The sequence below is a fragment of the Paraburkholderia ferrariae NBRC 106233 genome (assembly GCF_000685035.1).
Taxonomy (GTDB): Bacteria; Pseudomonadota; Gammaproteobacteria; order Burkholderiales; family Burkholderiaceae; genus Paraburkholderia; species Paraburkholderia ferrariae.
This window is the reverse complement of sequence record NZ_BAYB01000028.1, coordinates 53,130-77,354: the sequence shown is the minus strand read 5'-3', so window position 1 is coordinate 77,354 and position 24,225 is coordinate 53,130. Positions and strand designations below refer to the sequence as shown.

The window sequence follows — 24,225 nt, the reverse complement described above, 5'->3', positions numbered from 1 at the left end:
AAGATTAGAGGATTATATGGATCGGATCGAACTGGAATTGTATCTGAACAATCTTCTCGAAGCCGCGCGCTTCAAGGACTATTGCCCCAACGGCCTGCAGGTGGAGGGGCGCCGCCGCGTGGAGAAGATCGCGACCGGCGTGACCGCCTCGCTCGCGTTTCTCGAGGCCGCGCTGGAGTGGGGCGCCGACGCCGTGCTGGTCCATCACGGCTACTTCTGGAAGAACGAGGCGCCGCAGGTCACGGGCCGCAAGTACCGGCGCATGAAGACACTGCTTCAGAACGATCTGAGCCTCTTTGCCTACCATCTGCCGCTCGACAGCCATCCGGAGCTCGGCAACAACGCCCAGCTCGGCGCACGGCTCGGCTGGATCGGCGAGCAGCGTTTCGGGGAGCAGGATCTCGGCTGGATGGCGACGCTGCCCATGCCCATCACGCTCGCGCACTTTACGGCGCAGGTCGAGCAGACGCTGGGCCGCACGCCGCTCGTGCTGGGCGACCCGGACTGGGAGCTGCGCCGCGTGGCCTGGTGCACGGGCGCGGCGCAGGGCTTTTTCGAGGCCGCGATCGACGCTGGCGCCGACGTCTTTCTCACCGGCGAGATCTCCGAGCCGACCTTCCATATCGCGGCGGAGAGCGGCGTGGCATTCCTCGCGGCGGGCCATCACGCGACCGAGCGCTTCGGCGTGCAGGCCGTGGGCGCGCACCTCGCCGATGTATTCGGCATCGAACATCTTTTCATCGACATCCACAATCCGGTTTGATTGCGCTTTGAGCACGTTTTGAGTGGATTATGCGTTGCATGAGCCAGCGCGTTTGCACTGGCCGCTGCACGAAATGTATTCAAGAGTCGTTTACAAAAGCAGAATGAAAAGACTCTTTTTCGTGCGGGAAAACCCCGATATATCAAGGACTTCGCGCGCTTTTTGGAAGTCGCCCCTTGTAAATGCCGACTCCATTCGCGCAAACTAGCGTTCGGTGGTAATGAGGGCAGTGAAGCGCGTAGTAAAGCGGGAAAGCACGGCGTGACGGATAAATCCAACTCAGAAGTGGGGCGATGTGATGCGAGACAATGAAAATGACCGCGTCGATGGCAGCCGCCGTACCTGGCTGATTGCGACGTCCGTAGCAGGTGGCATAGGAGGCGTCGCCACCGTCGTACCGTTCGTAGCTTCGTTTGCACCATCCGAGAAGGCGCGCGCCGCCGGGGCGCCCGTCGCAGTCGATATCACCGGTCTGGAACCCGGCAGCATGATGACGGTGGCCTGGCGCGGCAAGCCGGTGTGGATCCTCAATCGCACCGACCGCATGATGGCCGATGTCGTGAAGGCCGATCCCGAACTGGCCGACCCGAACTCCGAGCATCCGTTCTCCATGCCGATGCCGGCGTACTGCAAGAACGAATACCGCTCGCGTCCCGAGCACAAGAACATCCTCGTGGCCGTGGCCGTGTGCACCCATCTGGGCTGCACGCCGACGCCGCGCTTCCAGGAGGGCCCGCAGCCCAACCTCCCCGACGACTGGCCCGGCGGCTTCCTGTGCCCGTGCCACGGCTCTACCTACGACCTCGCCGGGCGCGTGTTCAAGAACAAGCCCGCGCCGCAGAACCTCGACATCCCCCGGTACATGTTCGTGTCCCCCACGCAGATCGTGATCGGCAAGGACGAACAAGGAGAAGCGTAATGGCGACGGGAACCGACAACAAGGTTGAGACGACGGGACTGCTCGGCTGGATCGACAGGCGTTTCCCGCTCACGGCGACATGGCGCGCGCATGTGTCCGAGTACTACGCGCCCAAGAACTTCAACTTCTGGTACTTCTTCGGCTCGCTGGCGCTGCTCGTGCTGGTGAACCAGATCGTCACCGGCATCTTCCTCACCATGAACTACAAGCCCGACTCGACGCTCGCGTTCGCGTCGGTCGAGTACATCATGCGCGAAGTGCCATGGGGCTGGCTGATCCGCTACATGCACTCCACGGGCGCCTCGATGTTCTTCGTGGTCGTCTATCTGCACATGTTCCGCGGGCTTTTGTACGGTTCTTACCGCAAACCGCGCGAACTCGTCTGGATCTTCGGCTGCGCGATCTTCCTGTGCCTGATGGCCGAGGCCTTCTTCGGCTACCTGCTGCCGTGGGGCCAGATGTCGTTCTGGGGCGCCCAGGTGATCGTGAACCTGTTCTCGGCGATCCCGTTCATCGGGCCGGACCTCTCGCTCTGGATACGCGGCGACTATGTCGTGTCGGACGTCACGCTCAACCGCTTCTTCGCGTTTCACGTGATCGCGATTCCGCTCGTGCTGATCGGGCTGGTCGTCGCGCACATCGTCGCGCTGCACGAAGTGGGGTCGAACAACCCCGATGGCATCGAGATCAAGGAGAAAAAGGACGCGAACGGTATTCCGCTCGACGGCATCCCGTTCCATCCCTATTACTCCGTGCACGACTTCATGGGCGTGTGCATCTTCCTGATGATCTTCGCGGCAATCGTGTTCTTCGCGCCGGAGATGGGGGGCTACTTCCTCGAAGCGAACAACTTCATCCCGGCCAATCCGCTGCAGACGCCGCCCGAGATCGCGCCGGTCTGGTACTTCACGGCGTTCTACGCGATGCTGCGCGCCACCACCGACCCGTTCAAGATCGTGCTGATGATCGTGATCGCCTTGCTCGGGCTGCTCTCGCTCGTGCGGGCGCGCGGCAAGTGGCGCGTGGGGCTGCCGGTGCTGGCGATCCTCGTGATCCTCGCCATGTATTTCACCGAATCGAAGTTCTGGGGTGTCGTGGTGATGGGCTCGGCGGTGATTTCGCTCTTCTTCCTGCCCTGGCTCGACCGGGCGCCGGTGAAGTCGATCCGCTACCGGCCGACCTTCCACAAGGTTTTCCTCGGGATTTTCGTCGTCGCGTTCCTGACGCTGGCATTTTTGGGGACAAAACCACCGTCTCCCGCGGCCACGCTGATCGCGCAGGTTTGCGCCCTCGTGTATTTCGCCTTTTTCCTCGGCATGCCGGTCTGGACGCCGCTTGGCACGTTCAAGCAGCCGCCGGACCGCGTGCGGTTCAAGCCCCATTAACCTGCGAGCGAGGAAACCATGACGACGAAATCCCTTTTTGCGGCGCTCACCCGCGTGGGCGCCGGCTTTGGCGTGGCGGCGCTCGCGCTGGTCTGGGCGCTGGCGGCTGCGCCCGCGCAAGCCCAGGAAAACATTCCGCTCGACCGCGCACCCGATAACGGCGAAAATCTTGCTTCGCTGCAACACGGCGCGCAATTGTTTGTAAACTATTGCCTGAACTGCCACAGTGCGAACCTGATGCGCTACAGCCGGTTGCAGGATATCGGCATCCCGCAGAAGCAGATCGAGGACAATCTTCTGTTCACGACCGACAAGGTCGGCAACACGATGTCGATCGCCATGCGGCCGGACGATGCGAAAGCGTGGTTCGGCGTGGCGCCGCCGGACCTCTCCGTCGAGGCGCGCGCACGCGGGCGCGACTGGCTGTACACGTACCTGCGCAGCTTCTACCGCGACGACACGCGCCCGACCGGCTGGAACAACCTCGTGTATCCGAACGTGGGCATGCCGCACGTGCTCTGGCAACTGCAGGGCATCCGCACGGCGAAGTTCGAGGACACGACGGACGCGGAAACCGGCGAGAAGGTCCACAGCTTTACGGGGTTCCAGCAGGTCACGCCGGGGACGCTCTCGCCGGTGGATTATGATTCTGCCGTGGCCGATCTGGTGGCGTACCTGGGGTGGATGTCCGAACCGGAGCAGAAGACCCGCAAGCAGCTTGGCGTGTGGGTGCTGCTGTTCCTCGGCGTCCTGAGCTTTTTTGCGTGGCGACTGAACGCTGCGTACTGGAAAGATATCAAATAGGCACGTCCTGACCGACGTGGGGCCGGCGCCGCGAGCAAACCGTCTGGACGCTGTCTGACGGACCGTTCGCCCGCTGGCCTTTTGGGTTTATTGAGGAAATGTAAATCATGATGGTTCTGTACTCCGGCACTACCTGCCCGTTCTCCCAGCGTTGCCGGCTGGTGTTGTTCGAAAAGGGCATGGACTTCGAAATTCGCGACGTCGACCTGTTCAACAAGCCGGAAGACATCGCCGTGATGAACCCGTATGGTCAGGTGCCGATCCTGGTCGAACGCGACCTGATTCTGTACGAATCGAACATCATCAACGAGTACATCGACGAGCGCTTCCCGCATCCGCAACTGATGCCGGCCGACCCGGTGCAGCGCGCCCGCGCGCGCCTGTTCCTGCTCAACTTCGAGAAGGAACTGTTCGTGCACGTGAGCACGCTCGAAAACGAGAAGGGCAAGGCGGCCGAGAAGAACCACGAGAAGGCGCGCCTCGCGATCCGCGACCGCCTCACGCAGCTCGCGCCGATCTTCCTGAAGAACAAGTACATGCTGGGCGAAGAGTTCTCGATGCTCGACGTCGCGATCGCACCGCTCCTGTGGCGCCTGGATCACTACGGCATCGAACTGTCGAAGAACGCCGCGCCGCTGATGAAGTACGCCGAGCGCATTTTCAGCCGTCCGGCGTATATCGAAGCGCTCACGCCTTCGGAAAAGGTGATGCGCCGCTAAGCCTCCCGGGCAATCAGGGGGTGCACGCGCGCGGCCTGCAGGGCGCGCGCGTGCACCCCGGCAAAGGATCGTTGATGCAAGAGATTTCCACGAAGCCGTACCTGCTTCGCGCGCTGTACGAATGGTGCACCGACAACGGCTTCACGCCGCATGTCGCGGTGCGGGTCGATAACCGGACACGCGTGCCGCGCCAGTTCGTGCGCGACGGCGAGATCGTGTTGAACATCAGCTTCGAGGCGACGAGCCAGCTGCAGATGGGCAACGAGATGATCGAGTTCCACGCCCGCTTTTCCGGCAAGTCGCACAAGATCGAGGTGCCCGTGGCGAACGTGCTGGCGATCTACGCGCGCGAGAACGGGCAGGGCATGGCATTTCCGGTCGAAGCCGCGGCAGGCGACGCCAACGACGTGCTGCCTTCCGCTCAGGACGAGCACGAAGAGGCGGGCGCCGGTGAATCGCACGAAGTGGCCGACGCGGCACCGCAGGCCGTCGAGCCGGATGTGCCCGAGAAGGGCGGTGACGACGGTGCGAAGGGTGGCAAGGGCCACCTCAAGATCGTGAAATGAGGTAGAATCGCGGGCTACGCCGGCTTAGCTCATCTGGTAGAGCAGTTGATTTGTAATCATCAGGTGGCGGGTTCGAGTCCTGCAGCCGGCACCATTTCATCTATGTAGCGTCTTGATTTCGCTGCATATTTTTGCATCGTTGGCGTAAATCTGGCGTAATGCCAACTCGGCGGCCGGCGTGCCGCCTGATCTGCGCCGATGACTGTCAACTGCGCCGCAAGGCCGATTCCCCGTATTCCAGGTTTGGCATCCGGAAAAAGGCAGCCGGAGTAACCGGACGCCTGAAAATCCCTCAAAACCGTGTGAGGCGAGGCTTCCGGCGATTCGAAAGAAGGTAATCAAAAGGTAACCATGAAGTAACTGGTTACCTTTTTTTATCGGTCACCTCTTTCCAATTTCCCCCCTGCAAATCAGCCGGTCTTGTTCATGGCTCCATTCTCAAGCGTTGGAGTCTCCACAAAACCCGGGGCAATTCAATCGTCGAGACGTCTTGCGACGGCCGCTTTTTTAGTGATAGCCCGCGTCACCGCTCCTGATTTTGCCCTTGAACACCCGATATTGCATCGCGTTGTAAAGCAGTATCACCGGCAAGATTATCGCTGTGCCCACAAGTAGAAAAAGCTGACTGGAGTGGCTGGACGAAGCATCCCAGATCGTCAGTGAAGGCGGAACCAGATGCGGCCATATGCTGATCAGAAGCCCGCTATACCCGAGAAAGCACACCGCCAGGGTCAACACGAACGGCAACGCTTCATGGCCCAGACGCACGGCACGAAGGATGCCCCCCACGCACGCAAGTACCAGGACCGGAACCGGCAGGAACCAGCCGAGATTGCCGCTACCGAACCAGCGATGCGCGATGTCGGGCAAGCCCAGCACCGTCCACACACTGATCAAACCGATCATGCCGAGTAGCGCAGGGGCGAGCCGGCGCATCAGCGCACGCATGTTGCGTTGCAAGTCGCCCTCCGTCTTGAGGATCAACCAGCCGCAACCGAGCGTGATATACGTGACCCATACGCCGATGCCGCAAAAGAGACTGAACGGCGAAAGCCAGTCAAACGCGCCGCCCGAGAAGCGGGAGTCGGTAATCCGCGTGCCTTGCAGCAGCGAGCCCAGCACGATGCCTTGACACAGCGCGGCGAGCGCCGACCCCACGATGAACGCGAGATCCCAGGCCGGCCGCGTGCGCTTCGCCCTGGAGCGCAGTTCGAACGCTGCGCCGCGAAAGATCAGGCCGACCACCATCAGGATCAGCGGCAGATAGTTGGCCGGAAGGAGTGTCGAATACACGATGGGAAACGCTCCGTATAGCGCCGCACCGCCGAGCACGAGAAAGGTCTCGTTGCCGTCCCATACCGGTGCAATGGTATTCATCATTACATCGCGGTCCTCTTTTGCCTCGAAAAAAGCAAACAGCAGTCCGATGCCCAGGTCGAAACCGTCCAGCATGACGTAGATGAAAACACCCAATCCAATGACGGCCGCCCAGATTACGGGGAGATCGATCTGCATGACATCACTCCGTTTTCAGCGCATCAAGCGCGCGATTGTTCAACATCGGGTGTTTGCGCAACTCATCCTCTCCGAGGTGCCCTTCCGGTCCGTGCTTCATCATTCGCAGCATGTAGTAGATGCCAGTGCCGAAAACCAGAAAATAGACGACCACGAGGATCAGCAGCGAGACGCCCACCTGCTGCGCGTCGACCGGTGCGAGCGAGTCGGCGGTGCGCAATACGCCATATACGGTCCACGGCTGCCGCCCTACCTCCGTCGTAATCCAGCCGGCCAGCAGAGCAACGAGCCCGGAAGGCCCCATATACAGCACCAGCCGCTGATACCAGCGTGCCTCGTACAGGCGGCCGCGTATTCGCAGCAGCAGTCCAAGCAGCGCGGTCAGCAGCATGAGCATGCCGAGGCCCGCCATGATGCGAAAAGTCCAGAAGACGATTGGCGAAAACGGTCTATCCTGCGGTGGAAATTCTTTCAGACCGCGAATTTCACCCGTCCAGCTATGCGTGAGAATGAGGCTGCCTAGATGGGGTATCTGGATTGCGTAGCGAGTGACCTCTGCGTTCATGTCGGGCAGGCCGACGAGATTCAGCGCGGTACCGCCATGTTCGGTTTCCCATAGCCCTTCTATTGCCGCGATCTTTGCCGGCTGGTAACGGCGCGTGTTGAGCCCATGTGCGTCGCCCACCACAATCTGGATGGGTGTCAGCAACAACAGTATCCATAGAGCCATCGAGAAGCTGCGGGTGACCGGTGCGTCGCGCCTGCCGTGAAGTAAATGCCATGCGCCGCACGCGGCGACGATGAAGCCGGCGACAATGAAGGCCGCAATCGTCATATGCGCGAGCCGATACGGAAACGACGGATTGAAAATGATCTTGAGCCAATCGACGGGAACGATGCGCCCGTTTTCGATGGCATAGCCTTGCGGCGTTTGCATGAAGCTGTTCGACGCGAGTATCCAGAACGTCGAAATCAGCGTTCCGAGCGCAACCATGAGCGTCGCGAAGAAATGCGCTCGCGGGCTCACGCGTTGCCAGCCGAAGAGCATCACGCCTAGAAAACCTGCTTCGAGAAAGAATGCGGTCAGGACTTCATAGGTCAGCAACGGGCCGGTGATGTTGCCCGCGACGGTCGAAAATCCGCTCCAGTTCGTGCCGAACTCATAAGCCATTACCACGCCGGAAACGACACCCATCCCAAAGCCCACGGCGAAGATCCGCGACCAGAACGCGAACATCTGGCGGTATGCGCGGTTGCCGGTGAAGAGCCAAAGCGCTTCGAGCACGGCCAGAAAGCTGGCCATGCCGATGCTGATCGCCGGAAAGACGATATGGAATGACACCGTGAATGCGAACTGCAGCCTCGCGAGATGAAAGGCATCGAGAATATTCATGACCGTTATTGCCTCTTCTAACGAATCGATGTTTTTGACCTGAATCGCGATCGTGCCGCAACCGGATCGCCGCTTTAACGCGCGATCTCGCCATGTCGAGGGCAATGCGGAAACGCGCTGCCGATGTCGACAATGGCAACTCGGTGGCTCGGCACCCATGCCAGTCTGAGGTACCTTGAAACGGGCCTCTATCCCCCGAACAGGGGGAAACGGGAAAGCCGTACCCGCTCCTGTTCCGTATAGGCGGCGGGAGCGACGCTTCGAGATGCGCCGCCTGATCGGCGGAGTCTCGTTAAATGAAGTGGAAATCGATGCGCTACCCCCAAGAGGGGGATGGATGTATTTTTTTCGCTCGCCGAAACTCCGGGGGTTGATACCGAGAGAAGGGGAGCTGTATGAGCACGAAGGTTGCGAAGGTTATTGTCGACGCCCTCCAGGCTGCCGGGGTCAAGCACTGCTATGGCATTGTCGGCGACACGCTCAATATGCTCGTCCACGCGATGAGCGAAAGCGAGATCGAGTGGGTCCACATGCGCCACGAGGAAGCGGGTGCTTTCGCCGCGCAAGGCGAAGCGTTGGCGACGGGAGCACTGACTGCGGTGGCAGGCAGTTGCGGTCCGGGCAGCCTGCATTTCATCAATGGCGTGATGGAGGCGAACCGCAATCGTGCACCCGTGATTGTGATTGCGACTCAGATCCCTCGCGACGAACTCGGTTTCGACTTTCCCCAGGAGGTCGATTTCAAGGCGATCTATTCGAGTTGCACGGTGTACTGCGACATGATCCTGACACCCGAGCAGGCGAGACGAAAAACGGTGGCGGCCTGCCAGGCCGCGCTCGGCAAGCGGGGCGTTGCTGTCCTGATTGTTCCCGCGGATATTTCGCACGCGGAAGTGAAGGACGATCCCCCATTTTCGGTACATCACCGTGTGCCGGTTGTTCGCCCGAATGACGCGGACCTCGCGCTGGCGGCGGATATCCTCAATGCAGGCGAGCGGATCGCAATCTACGGCGGTTCCGGTTGCCGCGGCGCTCACGCCGGGATTCTGGCCGTCGCCGATCGCCTCAAGGCGCCGATCGCACGGACCTCCCGGGCCAAGGATGCCCTCGAGTACGACAATCCCTTCGACGTGGGCATGACCGGTGTCATTGGCAATCCGGCCGGTTATCGCGCTGTACGCGAATGCGATACGCTTTTGCTGCTCGGAGCAGATTTCGCCTGGCGTCAATACTATCCGGATCACGCCAGGATCGTTCAGATCGACATCGATCCGACTCATCTTGGACGACGTCACCCGGTCACGCTCGGTCTCGTAGGGGACATCGAGGCGACGATGGATGCGCTGTTGCCGCTGCTCAAGGAAAAATCCGATCCGACCTGGCGCGAGCAGTCCGTCAAGCGCTACCAGGAGGTCGTCGCGAAGGAGAAGGAAAAGGCCGCGGATTCCGATCGCGAATCCATTTCAGGCATCTATTTGACGGAAGTCATCGATCGCCACGCGGCTGCGGATGCGATGATTACGGCCGACGATGGCACGCCCACCGTATGGGCACATCGCTATTTCACGGCGACCCGCGATCGCCGGTTCTTCGCAAGCATGCTTCACGGCACCATGGCCGCGGCGATGCCGACGGCGCTTGGCCTCCAGAAGTCCCTGCCGGGGCGGCAGGTCATTTCGCTTTCCGGTGACGGCGGTCTCAGCATGCTGTTCGGCGATCTCCTGACCGCAGTCCAGGAAAACCTGCCGATCAAGGTAGCGGTCTTCAATAACGGCAAGCTCGGTTTCATCGACATCGAGCAGAAGTCCGAGGGACTGCTTCCGCTCCACACGAATCTGCAGAACCCGGATTTCGGCAAGGTTGCCGAGGCCATGGGCCTATGGGGGCATAGTGTCTCGAAAAAATCCGAGCTCGAAGAGGCCGTGGCGACGTGGCTCGCCCAGCCCGGTCCGGCGCTACTCGACGTCAAGGTCGAAAGCATGACTCTGGTCATGCCGCCGAACATCGAATTCGGCCCGGCTTACGGCATGGCGCTGTATTCGGCTCGAGCCGTACTGCACGGACAGAGCCAGGATCTGCTCGAAATGGTGCAACAGAACTTCCTGTAAGTGGAAAACGGACATGTTCGATGTTGACGTCCAGCGCTTTGAGTAGGGCAAGTCGTCATCTCGACTGTGAAACGCGATTTTTCTGATCGGAGGCACGATATGACCACCGCAGCGGATTACGTCATTGAGACCTTGGCGCAGGCCGGCGTGAAACGCATTTATGGCGTCGTCGGCGATTCGCTCAATGGCATTTCCGACTCTCTTCGGCGTTCCGGCGAGATCGACTGGATTCACGTGCGGCACGAAGAAGGAGCGGCGTTTGCCGCCGGCGCAGAAGCGCATCTGACTGGCGAGCTCGCGGTGTGTGCGGGCAGTTGCGGGCCAGGCAACTTGCATCTGATCAACGGGCTGTTCGATTGTCATCGCAGTGGCGTACCGGTGCTCGCGATCGCCGCGCACATTCCGAGCACCGAGATTGGCATCGACTACTTTCAGGCGACGCACCCGGAAACGCTCTTCAAGGAGTGCAGTCACTACGTCGAGCTCGTGTCGAGCGTCGAGCAGTTGCCGCAGATCCTGACCCGCGCGATGCGCGCCGCGGTGGGTCGGCGCGGCGTGGCGGTCGTCGTGATTCCCGGCGACGTCGCGCTGTCGGCGACCGACGCGAAGGTCGCGCCGTGGCTCGTGCCATCGCCGCCGGTACTGCGTCCGGCCGACAGCGAAATCTCGCGCCTCGCGGGCATGCTGCACGCGGCGTCGCGCATCACGCTGATGTGCGGTGCGGGCTGCGCGGGCGCGCACGACGAAGTGATCGAGCTCGCGAAGCGCCTGAAGGCCCCCATCGTGCACTCGCTGCGCGGCAAGGAATACGTCGAGCACGACAATCCCTACGACGTCGGCATGACCGGAATGATCGGCTTCGCGTCGGGCTACGCCGCGATGAAGGCCTGCGACATGCTGCTGCTGCTGGGCGCCGATTTCCCGTACCGCCAGTTCTATCCGGAGCACGCGAAAATCGCGCAGATCGACGTGCGGCCCGAAGCGCTCGGCAACCGCTGCCCGCTCGATCTCGGCCTGATCGGCACGGTCAAGGATACGCTCGCGGCGCTCCTGCCCGTGCTCGACGAAAAGACCGATTCGGCCCACCTCGACAGCGCGCTCAGGCACTACCGGCAGGCGCGCGAAGATCTCGACGCGCTCGCGGAAAGCAATCCGTCGAGCGACACGATCCATCCGCAGTACGTGACGAAGCTCGTGAGTCAGCTCGCGGCCGACGACGCAATCTTCACCTGCGATGTCGGCACGCCGGTCGCGTGGACCGCGCGCTACCTGAAGCTGAACGGCCGGCGCCGGCTCGTCGGTTCGTTCAATCACGGCTCGATGGCGAATGCGATGCTACATGCGATCGGCGCGCAGGCGGCGTTCCCCGACCGCCAGGTGATCTCGATGTCCGGTGACGGCGGCTTCACGATGATGATGGGCGAGTTCATCACGCTGATCCAGGCGGGACTGCCGGTGAAGCTGATCGTGCTGAACAACGGCACGCTCGGCTTCGTCGAGATCGAGATGCGCGCGTCGGGCTTCGTCGATACCGGTACCGAGCTCGTCAATCCGAACTTCGCGCGCATGGCCGAGGCGGTCGGCGTGAAGGGTATTCGCGTCGAGAAGCCGCAGGAGCTCGAAGGCGCGATTGCCGCGGCGCTAGCGCACGACGGGCCCGCACTCGTCGACGTCGTGAGCGCACGCCAGGAACTGATCATGCCGCCGAAGACAACCGTCGACGAAGCATGGCACTTCGGCCTCTTCATGATGAGAGCGGTCATGGACGGGAGCGGCAAGGCATTGATCGATCTCGCGAAAGTGAACTTGACGCGATGAACTGCGTTGCATCGTGCCGGGCCCCGCGGCACCCGCGGCACCCGCGGCACCCGCGGCCCAGATGAATGGGCCATGGATGACGCCAATTCGCGATGCTTCATTGCCCGCAGCGAGGGGAGGGAAGGCGATGTCGAGTCGTAGGCGGCGGGGGTGTCGTGTCGCGTCGGTCGTGGTGTCGTGTGCGGCGCTGGCCGGCTGCAGCGATGCGCCGTCGGTCGGCGTGCTGGGCGCGTACTTTCCTGAATGGATGTTCTGCATCGCGGGCGGCGCGGCACTCGTGGCATGCGTGCACGTGTTGCTCTCGCGCAGGGGCCGCGCGGGTTGGCTCACGCCGCCCGCGATCATCTATCCGGCGCTGACGGTGCTGTTCTCCATCGCGTTGTGGGCCGTCGTCTTCAATCTGTAACCGACCGTTTGTTCATGGGCGCTTCCCTCAAGACGGGCACCGCAAAACGACGTCCGCGAACGTGGCCCGCGATACTGCTGATCGTGCTGGCCGCGATTGCGATCGTTGCCGTGATCTGGCGTGTCGATGCCGAGCCGCGCACGGACGACGCGTACGCGTATGCGGACACGATCGGCGTGTCGCCGGAAGTCAGCGGCGAGATCGTCACGCTCGCGGTGCGCGACAACCAGGCGGTGAAGCGGGGCGACTTGCTGTTCGAGATCGACCCGCGGCCGTACCGGTATGCACTGGAACGTGCGGAGGCCTCGCTCGCGCAACTCGACGCGCAGATTCCGCTGGCGCAGCGCAGCGTGAACGCGCAAGTGTTCGGCGCGGCTGCCGCGAAGTCGGCGGTCGCGCGCGCGCAGGCGACCGGGAAGCAGGCCGCGGATACGCTGGCGAGAATGGAGCCGCTGATCGGAAAAGGATATGTGTCGGCGGACGACCTGGACCGTGCCCGCACCGCGCAACGCTCCGCGCAGGCCGAACTCGAAGCCGCGCAGGCGCAGGAACGCGAGGCGCAGGCGGCCATCGGCAGCGTCGACGTGCTCGTCGCGCAGCGCGCAGTGCTGACCGCCGAAATCAACGCAGCGCGGTTGAACCTGGAGTACGCGACGGTGCGCGCGCCGTTCGACGGCCGGGTCGTCGGGCTGCGCACCTCGGTCGGGCAATATGTGTCCGCGCAGAAGCCGGTCTTCACGCTGATCGATACCCGGCACTGGTACGTGATCGCCAATTTCCGCGAGAACGAACTCGGCAACATCCGGCCCGGCACGCCTGCGACCGTGTATCTGATGAGCAATACCGGCATCCGCTTCAGCGGCTCGGTCGACTCGATCGGCTTCGGCGTCGATCCGCAGGACGGCGGCGACACCGCGAACGGCCTGCCGAACATCCAGCGCAGCATCAATTGGGTGCATGTCGCCCAGCGCTTCCCGGTGAAGATCGCGGTCGATCATCCCTATCCCGACCTGTTCCGGATCGGTGCGTCCGCGATCGCGGTGCTGCGGCCGAAGCCCGGCGACGATCGCGCCCGCCGGGCGGCCCACGACGGAGCGTCGTCGTGAACAGCCCGGCGGGCGTAGGGCGCCAGCTCGCATGGCCGCGGCCGCTCGCGCAGCTTGCGGCCTTCCTGCGCCAAGAGCTTGCCGCGTTTCCGGGGCGCGGCAACGTGATGCTTCGCTGCGTGCTCGGCAGCGCGATCGTCATCGTCGCGTCGATGACGCTGCAGGTGCCGGAACTGCCGGTGTCGTTGATCGCGGTGTTCTTCGTCACCCAGGCGAACGTGGTGCTGACGCGCCTTGTCGGCGTCATGCTCATGGTCGGCACGACCCTGGCGGTGGCCTGCACGATCGGCGTCTACACGCTGACGTTCGACTACCCGCTGCTGCGCATCGTCGTCGCGAGCGCGATCTTCTTCTGCTGCACGTATCTGATGCGCGCGGTGACGAAGCTCGGGCTGGTGTTTTTTCTGATGGCGCTGGTCGTGATCTACGCGCAGACCTTCGCCGATCTGACCGACAACGCGGAAGCGCTGGTGCGCAGCGTGCTGTGGGTCTGGTCGGCGGTCAGCTACCCGGTTGCGGTTGCGCTCGTCGTCAACACGCTGTTGCTGCCGGCGGAGCCCGAGCGGCAGTTGCGCAGCGCGATGCAGCGGCAACTTGCGACCGTCGACGCGCGGCTCGACGCCGTGACCGGCGCGCAGGCGCGAAGCGTGCGGATCGGCCCGCCCGATTTGCAGCGTAATGCGTTGTCGCTGCAGAAGCTGCTGCGTTTCGCGACCATGCGGCGCCGCTACGGCGCACAGGACGCGTCGGCGATGCTCGCTTGCGTGACCGCGGTGTCGCGCGTCGTCGAGGCCGCCGCGTCGCTGCCCGACGATGCGCTTGCGCGCGACGCCGGACAGATCGCGGCCATTCGCGCGGTACAGGGCGACCTCGGATCGCTCGGCCGCGCGATCGGCGACGACGCGCAGTGGCCGCGCTGGACGGCGTCCACTTCCGCGCCGGTATCGACCGCGATCGCCGAAGTCGATGCGATGCAACGCGCGCTCGGTGCATTGCTTGACGCGACGGCGGCCGCTGCGCCCTCATCGCAGTCCGATGCGCGGGCTCCGCGGGCAGCCGGCGCTGAAACCGCCGCGCCGAAGCCGGCGGCGCCGGGCACGCTGCTCGAGCCGGACGCGTTCGCGAATCCGCGTTACGCACGCTTCGCGCTGCGTACGCTGCTGTCGGTGCTGATCTGCTATGTGTTCTACAACGCGGTGAACTGGCCAGGCATCCATACGGTGATGCTGACCAGTCTCATCGTTGCGCTGCCGAGCCTGGGGGCATCGCGTCGCCACGGCCTGCTGCGGATCTGCGGCGCGCTGATCGGCAGCGGGCTCGCGCTGTTCATGGTCGTGTTCGTGATTCCGCACCTGGAGAGCGTGCCCGGGCTGCTGCTGATGAGCCTGCCGGTGATCGCCCTCGGCGCGTGGGTGTCGGCGGGGTCCGAGCGCATCGGCTATGCCGGCATTCAGATCATGTTCACCTTCGCGCTGGCGTTGCTCGAATCGTTTTCGCCGCCATCCGGTCTCACCGAAATCCGTGACCGGATGGTGGGCATTCTGCTTGGCGTCGGCGTTGCCACCTTCGTCCAGATGTCGGTGTGGCCGGAGGGCGAAGCGGATGCGCTGCGGGGGCAACTCGCGTCGGTGCTGCGCGAGATCGCGGCGCTTGCCCGGGCGAATGCGCAGGCACTCTCGGCCGGGGCGCGCGCGAGTGCCGCGTTGCCGCTCGCGTCGGCAACCTGGGCGAAGCTCGCGGATTGCGACGCGGTGCTCGCGCGCGTGGCGCTCGAACCCGACTGGCGTGAAGGCGAGCCGGAGCGCGTCACGCTGCTGTCGCAGACAGTGCTTGCGCAAAGCCGCGCGCTGCTGGTCGCGATCGAAGCGTTTCACGACGAGTCGATGGCCGATGCGCTGGAGGGCGCACCGGCCGACCGCACAAGCCCATTTCAGTCGAACGTCGCGGATGTGCTCGAACGCTACGCGACGCAGCTTGCGGCGCAGCCGCCGGAAGCGCGCACGCCGGCTGTGGTCGACGCGGCCGGATGGCTTGCCGCGTGCGCAGGGGAAGAGGGCGCGGCGCGTGCGGCAGCGCTTTCGCGGGAGGTGCGGCGCATCAATTCGGCGCTCATCGGATTGCCGCGCTGGACATCCGGCTCCGAAGTACCCGATGCACCGGCGGCCACGAGGTGATGCGATGAGGCGCTTCGTTTGCCGCCAGCTCGTGCCGCTCGCGCTGCCGTTTTTCGCCGCGTGCGCGGTCATCCGTCACGACAGTCCGCCTGCCGCAGTCATCGCGCCGCAGCAGATCCGGGTCGCCGCCGACATCCGTCTCGCGGACGAAGCCTGGCCATCCGCGCGCTGGTGGGAGCAGTATCACGACCCGCAGCTCGATACGCTGATCGAGCTGGCGCTGGCCCACGCGCCAACGCTCGCGATTGCGCGCGAGCATGTGTCGCAGGCCCACGCGCAGGTCGAACTGGTCCGCGCGGCGGCGGGGCTGCAGATGAGCGCGCTCGCGGAGGCCGACCGCGAGCACGTCTCCGCGCACGGTTTTCTCAGTGCGTACGCATCGCATGATCCCGCGATCGGCGCCTACGGCCCGTGGTACTGGACGGGCCTCGCGGGCCTGGGCACCCATTACGACATCGACATCTGGGGCAAACAACGCGACCTCGTGCGCGCGGCGCTCGGCGAGCAAAACGCGCGGCGCGCGGAGGAGGCGCAGACCGGGCTGGAACTGTCCACCGGCGTCGCGCGGCTCTACTACGGTATCCAGACCACCTGCGCGAGCCTCGACCTGCTGCAGCAACTGCGCGAGGTTCGCGCGTTCGAGCTCGATACGCGCAAGGCGCGCCACGAGCGCGGTCTCGAAGCGCTGACCCAGACCGAGACCGCGCGCTCCCAACTGCTCGCGATCGACCAGCAGATCGCGTCGGCCGGCGAGCAGATCGTGCACGCGCGCGAGGCACTGCGCGCGCTCGCGGGCCTCGGCGCCGACGATCTGCCGCCGATCGCGCCGGTGCCGTTGCCCGCGCCGTCGGCTGCGCTGCCTTCGACGCTGTCTTACGAACTGCTCGCGCGCCGTCCGGACCTGCAGGCGATGCGCTGGCTCGTGCAGGCGTCCCTCGACCGCATCGATGCGGCGAAAGCGGCGTTTTACCCGAGCTTCGACATCAGTGCGTTCTTCGGCTTCAACGCGCTGCGCATGCGTGACCTGTTCATGCATTCGAGCCAGCAGATCAACCTCATTCCCGGCCTGACGTTGCCGATTTTCGACGGCGGCCGCCTGAACGCGAACCTGCATGGTGCCCGCACGGCCAGCAACACGTTGATCGAGCAGTACGACCAGGCGGTGCTCGACGCGGTGCGCGACGTCGCACAGGAGGGCAGCGCGATCGACGATCTCGATCAGCGCGTGCAGTTGCAGCGCCAGCGGATCGACGCACTGCAGTTCGTAAGCGACAGTGCCGACGCAAGCTACCGGACTGGCCTCGCCGACCGGGCCAATGCTCTACAGGCGGAGGAACCGCTGCTGGAAGGGCGACTCGCGCTCGTTGAATTGAGTGGTGGCGAGATCGAAGCGGGCATTGCGCTGACCGAGGCGCTCGGTGGCGGCTACCGCAATGACGATCTGCCGCCGGCGCTGGCCGAAGCGCCGGCGGCGAGGGTGCGATAGAGGGCGGATGCACCCGGACCGACCTTGCGACTTCCGGTGCACGCTTCATGGGCCGCACGGCTTGCGGGCCCGGAACGAGGCTCTCGCCGCGTAGTTCACGGAGTCCATGACGAGGTACAGGAATGCAGCAGTCCGCGCATTGCAAAGACCGGTCTTACCTCAAGCAGATTGGCTGGTTCGTTCTTCTCTGGCTGATCGGAGTATCCGGCGCCATGTTGCTGGCGCTGCCATTTCGTCTGCTTGTCGCGATGGCCGGGGCCCGCTGATGGCGACGACGGATATCTTCGATCCATCAGATCATTCACCCGATAGGGAGATGGGCATGCTGGAATGGCACGAACTATACGATGGTGGCTCCGTGGAAGCGGAGCAAAAGATCTTTGCCGGATTGGCCGATCAAATGCTCACGATTCAGGAGGCCAGTCGCCGGAAAACCGGAAGCGATCAACCTGACCGCACGCTGCACGCCAAGATGGTTGCTGGCGTAACGAATGCGCGATTGATCGTCGACGAGGCACTTCCCGCAATTTTTCGGGTGATGCATTTTCAGCCCGGCGCAACGTTACCCGTGGCGGTGCGGTTTTCCAACGCCAGCGCAATCCCTCAGCCTGATTTCGCGCCGGACATGCGCGGTGCGGCGTTGAAGATCGGACTCGATGGCGACGACGTGCATGATTTGCTCATGACCAGCTATCCGGTTTCGCACGCGCGAGATGCCAGGCAATTCGTCGAGTTTGCGGTCATTGCGCAGGGGCCTCGGGAAACGTTCGTCGAGCGGCTCGTTGCAAGCTTCGGGGAGGACGAGGCGAAGCGCATGATGGACAACGTGCAGGAAGCTTCTCGGCCGTGCCCCAGTCTTGCGACGCAACGATTCTGGAGCCGGGGTGCCATCCTCTGGGGACAAATGCCCGTGCGTTTCGATTTGCGTCCGGTGGCCCAAAACGTGCCATCCGCTTCGGCAGGCGAAGCGCCGGATTTTCTTCGGGCAGAATTAGCAAGTCGTCTCGCGTCGGGCGATGTCTTGTTCCGCCTGGCTTTACAGCCATTTGTGAGCGAAAAGGAAACGCCGATCGAAGATGCGAGCGTGCAGTGGAAAGAAGACGTGTCCGCGCCGGTTGAAATCGCCACACTGGTTATTTCGCAGCGATTGCTCGACGGCGAAGAAGGGAAGAAACAAGCCGGGGTGGTGGCTTCGATGGCGTTCAACCCGTGGAATGCTCCCGCTTCGTTCCGGCCTCTCGGTAATTTGAATCGTGTCAGGGGACTGGTGTATGGGATGAGCGCGGCACGGTGGCAGCGCGGGAGACCAGCGAAGGTTGTCGTGGACGGGATCGATACGCCGGGGCGAATGGATGAAGACGGCCCCCGTTTGGGGGATTGATCGTAATGTCCGCTGGTTCCAGGATGATCTGCGATCCGCCTGCCAGCGAGCCAGGCCAGCAGGCTTCGGCGATCCGCATTTCATTTCAGGCAACCCGCCGTTCTGCCCGGAGCGGCTGATCTTGTCGAGGCCGTCTGTGACGAAAGACATCGATCTGATCGCGCTTACGGCCGAAGTCGTTGCCAGTTTCGTATCGTGCAACCGATTGCCCGCAGCCGAGCTGCCGGCGTTCATCTCGAGCACCTATGCCGCGCTGGCCGCTTTGCGGGCGACGCCGGCAGCCGGGCTGCGTGCGGCAGTTCCGGTCGAGGAGTCCGTGCATGACGACTATCTCGTCTGTCTTGAGGACGGGCGCCGGCTCAAGTCGCTCAAGCGCTACCTCCAACGACACTTCTCGATGACCCCCGACGAATATCGCGCCAAATGGGGGCTGCCGGCCAGCTATCCGATGGTCGCGCCAGCCTACTCCGCGCTGCGCTCGTCAATTGCAAAGCGTCATGCTGCCGGCGCGTCCCAATCACGCCGGCGCAATCCGGCCTGAGTGCCCGGCTCGCGAAGCACGCCGCACCCGATCAGGGGATTTTCCAGCAGGCGCTATTGCCGAGGCGGGGCGAGCGCCTGGCGTGGGGCTGCGACGTCCGCTGCCAGGGCCGGTCACCGGGCTGCCCCGTGACCGGATTACAAATCCCGTCGATACGGCTTTCATTTTATTTTTGATCAGCGCAATTCAACGTAACGACGCATCCTTTACCAAAAAAATACCGAATCAACACGCTTTTCCGCACGTCAATGTCTAGGCTGGATATCACCGCGTTTGTCATGCGGTTTTGGCGACCGATGTGCGACGGAGCGTGCGATGAGCGAAGCGGTAGCCTGTGAAACTCCTCGGGAATGGGCCAGACCTGATTTTCCCTCCCACTACGTATGGGCGCAGTTCGATTTCCGTGCGAACCGCGGATCTCATGTCCTGCAGCCGGCGCTGCCGCGCATTCGGCTCGAGATCGCCCGCGCCTGGCAAATGGTGATTCGCCTCAAGGGCGTGGAAGCGCTGGCGATCGCGCAACGGATCGAACGGCAGCCCGGCTCGTCGTTGGGACCGGCGACGATGGCCGTGCGCTGCGAGCTTGCCGCCATCAAGGCAGCGGCATTCGTGCTGCGGGACGACGGGGAAGCCGCACTGGCTGCCGCGCTCGCTGCGCTGCGACTGGGTGCGGCGTCGCCGACCGCGCACGTCGCATTGACGGTATGCCGCTGCATCTATTGGCGCCTTGGCGATCTGGACAGCTTTCATGCGGTAGAGCGCTGCAAGTCCGGCGTACAACCGGGTCGCCTGCGCACGCTTACCACCATGCTCGACCTTGCACTTGATGCCGCAGTCGAGCTCGGCCAGATGCGCTTTCATTCGGCTCGTTTGCTGGCCAGCGATGCGCTCGATGTGGCTCGCTGTTTCATCGGCAATATCGTGCCGATCGACTCGCTTCCCGCGTGCGTGATGGCGCAGCTCATGTATGAAGAGGGGCGCCTGGATGAGGCGGAGGCGCTCGTATCGACGCGGCTGGCGGGTATCCGGCAAGGCGGCGCGATCGAGGGAGCGGTACGGGGCTTGGGTCTGCTGGCACGCATCGCAGCGAACCGGAACCGGCTGGAACAGGCGCTAGCGCTGCTTGCCGAGGCGAACGGGCTCGCCACGAAGCACGATTGGCCGCGCCTGCAAGCCGCAAGCCTCGCCCAGCAGGTCGAGTTATACGTTGCCGCAGGCCGGTTCGACGAGGCGCAGCGCCATGCCCACAGGCTCGGCATACTGGCCGCGCAGTGCGGATCGGGCAGTAGCACCCTGCGCTTCGAGCTCGCGCGTTATCACCTGCTCGCGCAGACCCGCTTCGCACTCGCTCGCACGCCCGACGCGGTCGACCTTGCGTCGTTGCATCGCCTGCATGACGACACGGTCTCGCGGGGGGACCGATATGCGGCGGTGACGACCGCACTGTTGCTGATCGAAGCGCTGCTGGCGGCGGATCGCCGGGAGGAAGCCGCCGAAGCGCTCGTCGCGCTGTTGAAACAGGCTGCCGATGCGGGGCTATATCAGACGCTCATCGACTGCGGCGAGCGCGTTGCAGGGCTGATCGATGCCGTCGTCGCCGAGGAAATCATGGTCGCGACGGAGGTCCGCGAACTGCTGCCTTATGCACGCGCGCTGATGGCACGGCGCCGGCAGGGCGCGGCCCGCAAGGAGGCAGAAGGCGAGTCGATCCGGGACGCCGCTCGACCGGCGACGAGCGCGGGCCTGAGCGAGCGTGAACATGCGATCATCGGACTGATGGGGTGCGGGTTGACCAACAAGCAGATCGCGATGCGCCTGCGGATAGCGCCGGAAACGGTCAAGTCGTATGCCAAACATCTTTACGCAAAGCTCGGGGCGAGGAATCGGACCGAAGCATCGATGCTGGCGAGCCGTCTGGGACTGATCCGGCTCTCAGGGAGAGACCTCGATTGACCTCAGGGATTCCAGTCAGGACGAAAATCCAGTTCGGAAGCTTTCAACTGGATCTGCTTGATCAGTGCGTTTGGCGATTGCACGATTCGAATGGGACGTCGGGCGAGGACGTGCGCATCGATCTGCCGCCGAAGGCTTTCGACGTACTGCGTCATCTGGCCGAGCATGCCGGAGCGCCCGTCACGTCGGATGCACTGCTCGATGCCGTGTGGCCCGACACGCACGTGCAGCCCGAAGTGCTGAGAAGCCATATCGCGTCGATCCGGCGCGCGCTCGGAGATAATGCGCGGCAGCCGCGTCTCGTCGAAACCCTGCGTGGGCATGGCTATCGGTTAGTCGCCGGCGCCCGGGCCGTCGCGCCCGACGACACGCCGCGCGCGGCCGCGCAGGGGCCGGAGGCGTTCGTCGGCCGCGTGCGCGAGCTGAATGTGCTGCAGGCGGCACTGCAACGCGCGCGCTCGGGCGTGCGGCAACTCGTGGTGGTTGCCGGCGAGGCCGGCATCGGCAAGACCGCGCTCATCGACGGATTTCTCGCGAGGATCGGAGGCGACGAGGTACGCGCTTGCCGCGGCGGATGCGTCGAAGGCCATCGCCGCGGCGAGGTGTTCTATCCCGTGCTCGAAGCGTTGGGACGCTTGTGCCGCGGTGCGCGAGGCGAGGAGGTCGTACGGTCGATCGTGACGATTGCGCCCACCTGGGCGGCACTGATGCCGGCCCACGTGCCCGAAGCGCAGCGCCGGGTTCTGCGGGCCGAGGTCATGGGCGCCGGGAAAGACCGGATCCTGCGCGAAGGCTGCGCGCTGCTCGAGGCGCTCGCCGCCGGGCGGCCATTGCTGCTTGTCCTCGACGATTTGCAGTGGTCCGACTTCGCCAGCGTCGAACTGCTGGAGACGCTGGCGCAGCGCGATGCACCGGCGCGCCTGATGATCGTCTGCAATTGCCGTATCGAACGAACCGGCGTCGAGCGCCCGCCGATGCTGCAATTGAGCGCAGTGCTCGCCTCGCAGCGCCGCTGCGGGTGGTTGCCGCTCGCACAGCTCGCCCTCGATGAGGTCGTCGCGTGGCTGACCGATGGCGCGCCCTCGACCCCGGCCGACGAAGAATTTGCGCACCTTCTTGCCGAGCGTTCCGGCGGGAACCCGCTCTTCATCCGAGCGATCCTCGACCACCTGCTCGACGCGTCGCTCGCCTGCCGGAACGGGCGCGGATGGCGGGCGACTGCGCCGGCCGCGGCGATTCGCGCCGCTCTGCCGCCGACCATCGCGCAGGCGATCGATGCTCGCATCCGACGGCTCGACGAGCCTACCCAGAGGCTGCTCGAAGCGGCCAGCGTCGCGGGGCAGGTATTCTCGTCGGCAACCGTCGCAGATGCCGCGCAGCTGTCCTGCGCGGCGTTCGACGCGCTCTGCGATGCACTCGTGCGCACCGGGCATTTCATTCGCCATGCCGAAGCGCTGGTGCTTCCGGACGGTTCGACATGCCGGCGTTTCAGCTTTCTTCACGCGCTGATCGGCCAGGTGTTCTACGAACGGCAAGGTCTCGCGCGGCGCTCGGCAACGCACCGCCTGATTGGCGAGCGCCTCGAACAGTTGTTTCTGCCCGGGCAGCGTGACGACGTGGCCGCGGAACTATGCCGGCATTTCACCGATGCAGGGCTCTGGAGCAAGGCGCTCGACTGCGTACGCCTCGTGCTGCGCCCGGCGAAAGCGCGCAGCGCGTATCGCGACGCATTGGCGATACTCGATCAGGGCGATGCGCTGCTTGCCAGGCTGCCGACCGACGCGCAGTGGCGCTGGCGTGTCGAGTTCGGCGAGGCGCGCGCGACGCTGCTGGCGGCCGCGCACGATCCGCTTGCGCTCGATGTCTACGTCGCGCTGGTCGACGACGCGGCTCGCGCGGGCATGCTCGACGCCCAGCTGCGCGCGCTGATGGGACTGTCGTACGTGTCCGGCTGGAGCGATCAGACGCGCTCGATCGCCTGTCTCGACGAAGCGCTGCGTCTCGTCGCATCGCATCCGGATCGGCGCGTCGGCGCGTTGACGCAGGTGATCTGCCGCGTCAGGCGAGTGTGGGCCCTCGGCTGGCGAGCGGCTGACGACGAGGCTTGCCGTGCGGCGCTGGCGACGCTGCACGAGACCGGCGACACGATTGCGAGCGCGCGCGGACAGCTCGAATACTCGATGCTCGAGATCGTCTCCACGCGTTACGGCGATGCGCTGAAGAACATGCAGACGGCGCACCGCACGTTGCATGACCACGCGCTGGAGCATCCGCAATTCGATATCGCACGCGGCATGTGGATGATTCGCCTCGGATCGGCATGGGCGTATCTTGCGCTCGGCGAACTGGGCCGCGCACTCGACGAGTTCGATAGCGGCATTCGCTTCTTTCATGACAACGGCAACTATTTTGCCGCACGAACGCTACAGGTGTACCGCGGCTGGCTGCTTGTGCACTCGATGGACTACGAGATCGTCGTCGAACTCGACCAGCAGTTGCGCCGGACGGCGCTGGGCGCGGATGTCGGCGACCGCGATACGCTGCCCGGTCCGCAGCGGCGGGCATGGACGATTGTGGCAGGACTGGCGCACGCCGGCCTCGGCGATGACGCGACTGCATCGGCACGGTTCAGCGAGGCCGAAGCGGAGATGGACCGGGAACCGGTCATGTTCGACTGGTACTGGCGGCTCGCACTCGATTGGGGGCAGGCCGGGCTCGCGCTGGCCGACCCGGCCTGCCGCTCTGCGGCTATGCCTGCACGGCGGTTTCTCGACCGCGCGCTTGCGACCGACGAACGGTTCTGGCATGCGCTGGCCTGGGAGCGGATGACCGAGGCCGCGCTGCGCGATGGCCGCCTGAACGACGCCGCTTCCTGTCTGAACGAGGCGTTCGCGGCCATCGACGGATTTGCGACGCCGCTCGCCGACTGGCGGCTGCATCGCACGGCGGCCGGCGTGCATCGAGCACGTGGCGACGGGAGTGCCGGAGCGCTTGCGCAGTGGCGCGCCGACGAATGCCGCTGTCGCCTGGCGGCTTCGATTGCGTCGGAGCAGGGCATCGGTCGCCGTCTCGCAAAGTTCGACGACGGTTAGCGCATCTCGAACGAACCGCGACGTCGATGCTCCGATGGCAGCGTTGCGCAGGGCGCGTCCTTCATCGTCTTGCCGGGCTTCGCGTCGGCATCGCGG

19 protein-coding genes and 1 tRNA gene are annotated in these 24,225 nt (G+C 64.2%); 18 read left to right on the top strand and 2 right to left on the bottom strand.

Annotation, left to right across the window (positions count from 1 at the left end; genetic code table 11):
• The first annotated feature begins 16 nt into the window (after positions 1–16).
• From BFE01S_RS26390 to BFE01S_RS26360, 7 genes are all read left to right on the top strand, one after another.
• Positions 17–763, top strand: a complete 747-nt coding sequence (locus BFE01S_RS26390) for a Nif3-like dinuclear metal center hexameric protein (protein ID WP_028228086.1) — start codon at positions 17–19, stop codon at positions 761–763.
• 298 nt (positions 764–1,061) lie between these two features.
• The gene (gene petA, locus BFE01S_RS26385) at positions 1,062–1,682 is read left to right on the top strand and encodes a ubiquinol-cytochrome c reductase iron-sulfur subunit (protein ID WP_028228085.1); all 621 of its coding nucleotides are present in this window, start codon (positions 1,062–1,064) and stop codon (positions 1,680–1,682) included.
• Entirely contained in the window at positions 1,682–3,067 is a 1,386-nt protein-coding gene (locus BFE01S_RS26380; RefSeq protein WP_028228084.1) for a cytochrome b, read from the top strand. Before petA ends, BFE01S_RS26380 begins: the two co-directional genes overlap by 1 nt.
• Before the next feature lie 18 nt (positions 3,068–3,085).
• The gene (locus BFE01S_RS26375; RefSeq protein WP_042338631.1) at positions 3,086–3,871 is read left to right on the top strand and encodes a cytochrome c1; all 786 of its coding nucleotides are present in this window, start codon (positions 3,086–3,088) and stop codon (positions 3,869–3,871) included.
• 107 nt (positions 3,872–3,978) lie between these two features.
• Entirely contained in the window at positions 3,979–4,590 is a 612-nt protein-coding gene (locus BFE01S_RS26370; protein WP_027797364.1) for a glutathione S-transferase N-terminal domain-containing protein, read from the top strand.
• 74 nt (positions 4,591–4,664) lie between these two features.
• Complete coding sequence (locus tag BFE01S_RS26365; protein ID WP_028228082.1) at positions 4,665–5,156, top strand: ClpXP protease specificity-enhancing factor; 492 nt, start codon at positions 4,665–4,667, stop codon at positions 5,154–5,156.
• 18 nt (positions 5,157–5,174) lie between these two features.
• A tRNA-Thr gene (locus tag BFE01S_RS26360) sits at positions 5,175–5,250 on the top strand.
• 413 nt (positions 5,251–5,663) lie between these two features.
• Here BFE01S_RS26360 and cydB read toward each other — a convergent pair.
• Together cydB and BFE01S_RS26350 are read right to left on the bottom strand one after the other, a co-directional pair.
• Complete coding sequence (cydB, locus tag BFE01S_RS26355) at positions 5,664–6,671, bottom strand: cytochrome d ubiquinol oxidase subunit II (protein WP_028228081.1); 1,008 nt, start codon at positions 6,669–6,671, stop codon at positions 5,664–5,666.
• Positions 6,672–6,675: 4 nt separating this feature from the next.
• Positions 6,676–8,064: a cytochrome ubiquinol oxidase subunit I gene (locus BFE01S_RS26350; RefSeq protein WP_028228080.1), complete on the bottom strand. Its 1,389-nt coding sequence runs from the start codon at positions 8,062–8,064 to the stop codon at positions 6,676–6,678.
• 395 nt (positions 8,065–8,459) lie between these two features.
• Between BFE01S_RS26350 and BFE01S_RS26345 the strand changes: the two genes are divergently transcribed.
• The 11 genes from BFE01S_RS26345 (at position 8,460) to BFE01S_RS40270 (ending at position 24,129) form a co-directional block, all read left to right on the top strand.
• Positions 8,460–10,172: a thiamine pyrophosphate-dependent enzyme gene (locus tag BFE01S_RS26345; protein ID WP_028228079.1), complete on the top strand. Its 1,713-nt coding sequence runs from the start codon at positions 8,460–8,462 to the stop codon at positions 10,170–10,172.
• 99 nt (positions 10,173–10,271) lie between these two features.
• Complete coding sequence (poxB, locus tag BFE01S_RS26340) at positions 10,272–11,990, top strand: ubiquinone-dependent pyruvate dehydrogenase (RefSeq protein ID WP_028228078.1); 1,719 nt, start codon at positions 10,272–10,274, stop codon at positions 11,988–11,990.
• A gap of 127 nt (positions 11,991–12,117) precedes the next feature.
• Positions 12,118–12,396, top strand: a complete 279-nt coding sequence (locus BFE01S_RS26335; RefSeq protein WP_042338629.1) for a YtcA family lipoprotein — start codon at positions 12,118–12,120, stop codon at positions 12,394–12,396.
• 14 nt (positions 12,397–12,410) lie between these two features.
• Positions 12,411–13,502, top strand: coding sequence for a multidrug transporter subunit MdtN (mdtN, locus tag BFE01S_RS26330; protein WP_028228076.1), 1,092 nt, complete (start codon positions 12,411–12,413; stop codon positions 13,500–13,502).
• Positions 13,499–15,676 (top strand): FUSC family protein, encoded by a 2,178-nt coding sequence (locus tag BFE01S_RS40280; protein WP_052420994.1) that lies wholly within the window; start codon positions 13,499–13,501, stop codon positions 15,674–15,676. The genes mdtN and BFE01S_RS40280 overlap by 4 nt, the downstream gene beginning before the upstream one ends.
• Positions 15,677–15,680: 4 nt before the next feature.
• Positions 15,681–17,162 carry an MdtP family multidrug efflux transporter outer membrane subunit gene (locus tag BFE01S_RS40275; protein ID WP_042338627.1) on the top strand — a complete coding sequence of 494 codons (1,482 nt, stop codon included), beginning with the start codon at positions 15,681–15,683 and terminating at the stop codon, positions 17,160–17,162.
• Positions 17,163–17,284: 122 nt separating this feature from the next.
• Complete coding sequence (locus BFE01S_RS45145; RefSeq protein ID WP_169742670.1) at positions 17,285–17,428, top strand: hypothetical protein; 144 nt, start codon at positions 17,285–17,287, stop codon at positions 17,426–17,428.
• Entirely contained in the window at positions 17,428–18,543 is a 1,116-nt protein-coding gene (locus BFE01S_RS26310) for a catalase (protein ID WP_028228075.1), read from the top strand. The genes BFE01S_RS45145 and BFE01S_RS26310 overlap by 1 nt, the downstream gene beginning before the upstream one ends.
• Complete coding sequence (locus BFE01S_RS26305) at positions 18,515–19,084, top strand: MucR family transcriptional regulator (RefSeq protein ID WP_084170177.1); 570 nt, start codon at positions 18,515–18,517, stop codon at positions 19,082–19,084. The genes BFE01S_RS26310 and BFE01S_RS26305 overlap by 29 nt, the downstream gene beginning before the upstream one ends.
• A gap of 315 nt (positions 19,085–19,399) precedes the next feature.
• On the top strand, positions 19,400–21,037 hold the full coding sequence (locus BFE01S_RS26300; protein WP_084170176.1) for a LuxR family transcriptional regulator: 1,638 nt from the start codon (positions 19,400–19,402) through the stop codon (positions 21,035–21,037).
• 77 nt (positions 21,038–21,114) lie between these two features.
• Positions 21,115–24,129 carry an ATP-binding protein gene (locus BFE01S_RS40270; protein ID WP_042338616.1) on the top strand — a complete coding sequence of 1,005 codons (3,015 nt, stop codon included), beginning with the start codon at positions 21,115–21,117 and terminating at the stop codon, positions 24,127–24,129.
• The last annotated feature ends 96 nt before the right edge of the window (positions 24,130–24,225 follow it).

What these genes read in the sequence shown, in the direction of transcription:
- BFE01S_RS26390 (WP_028228086.1), top strand. Translation starts at nt 17, where the DNA reads ATGGATCGGATCGAACTGGAATTGTATCTGAACAATCTTCTCGAAGCC.
- BFE01S_RS45145 (WP_169742670.1), top strand. Translation starts at nt 17,285, where the DNA reads ATGCAGCAGTCCGCGCATTGCAAAGACCGGTCTTACCTCAAGCAGATT.
- BFE01S_RS26350 (WP_028228080.1), bottom strand. Translation starts at nt 8,064, where the DNA reads ATGAATATTCTCGATGCCTTTCATCTCGCGAGGCTGCAGTTCGCATTC.
- poxB (WP_028228078.1), top strand. Translation starts at nt 10,272, where the DNA reads ATGACCACCGCAGCGGATTACGTCATTGAGACCTTGGCGCAGGCCGGC.
- BFE01S_RS26310 (WP_028228075.1), top strand. Translation starts at nt 17,428, where the DNA reads ATGGCGACGACGGATATCTTCGATCCATCAGATCATTCACCCGATAGG.
- BFE01S_RS26305 (WP_084170177.1), top strand. Translation starts at nt 18,515, where the DNA reads ATGAAGACGGCCCCCGTTTGGGGGATTGATCGTAATGTCCGCTGGTTC.
- BFE01S_RS26365 (WP_028228082.1), top strand. Translation starts at nt 4,665, where the DNA reads ATGCAAGAGATTTCCACGAAGCCGTACCTGCTTCGCGCGCTGTACGAA.
- petA (WP_028228085.1), top strand. Translation starts at nt 1,062, where the DNA reads ATGCGAGACAATGAAAATGACCGCGTCGATGGCAGCCGCCGTACCTGG.
- BFE01S_RS26345 (WP_028228079.1), top strand. Translation starts at nt 8,460, where the DNA reads ATGAGCACGAAGGTTGCGAAGGTTATTGTCGACGCCCTCCAGGCTGCC.
- BFE01S_RS26370 (WP_027797364.1), top strand. Translation starts at nt 3,979, where the DNA reads ATGATGGTTCTGTACTCCGGCACTACCTGCCCGTTCTCCCAGCGTTGC.
- BFE01S_RS26375 (WP_042338631.1), top strand. Translation starts at nt 3,086, where the DNA reads ATGACGACGAAATCCCTTTTTGCGGCGCTCACCCGCGTGGGCGCCGGC.
- BFE01S_RS26380 (WP_028228084.1), top strand. Translation starts at nt 1,682, where the DNA reads ATGGCGACGGGAACCGACAACAAGGTTGAGACGACGGGACTGCTCGGC.
- cydB (WP_028228081.1), bottom strand. Translation starts at nt 6,671, where the DNA reads ATGCAGATCGATCTCCCCGTAATCTGGGCGGCCGTCATTGGATTGGGT.
- mdtN (WP_028228076.1), top strand. Translation starts at nt 12,411, where the DNA reads ATGGGCGCTTCCCTCAAGACGGGCACCGCAAAACGACGTCCGCGAACG.
- BFE01S_RS26300 (WP_084170176.1), top strand. Translation starts at nt 19,400, where the DNA reads ATGAGCGAAGCGGTAGCCTGTGAAACTCCTCGGGAATGGGCCAGACCT.
- BFE01S_RS26335 (WP_042338629.1), top strand. Translation starts at nt 12,118, where the DNA reads ATGTCGAGTCGTAGGCGGCGGGGGTGTCGTGTCGCGTCGGTCGTGGTG.
- BFE01S_RS40275 (WP_042338627.1), top strand. Translation starts at nt 15,681, where the DNA reads ATGAGGCGCTTCGTTTGCCGCCAGCTCGTGCCGCTCGCGCTGCCGTTT.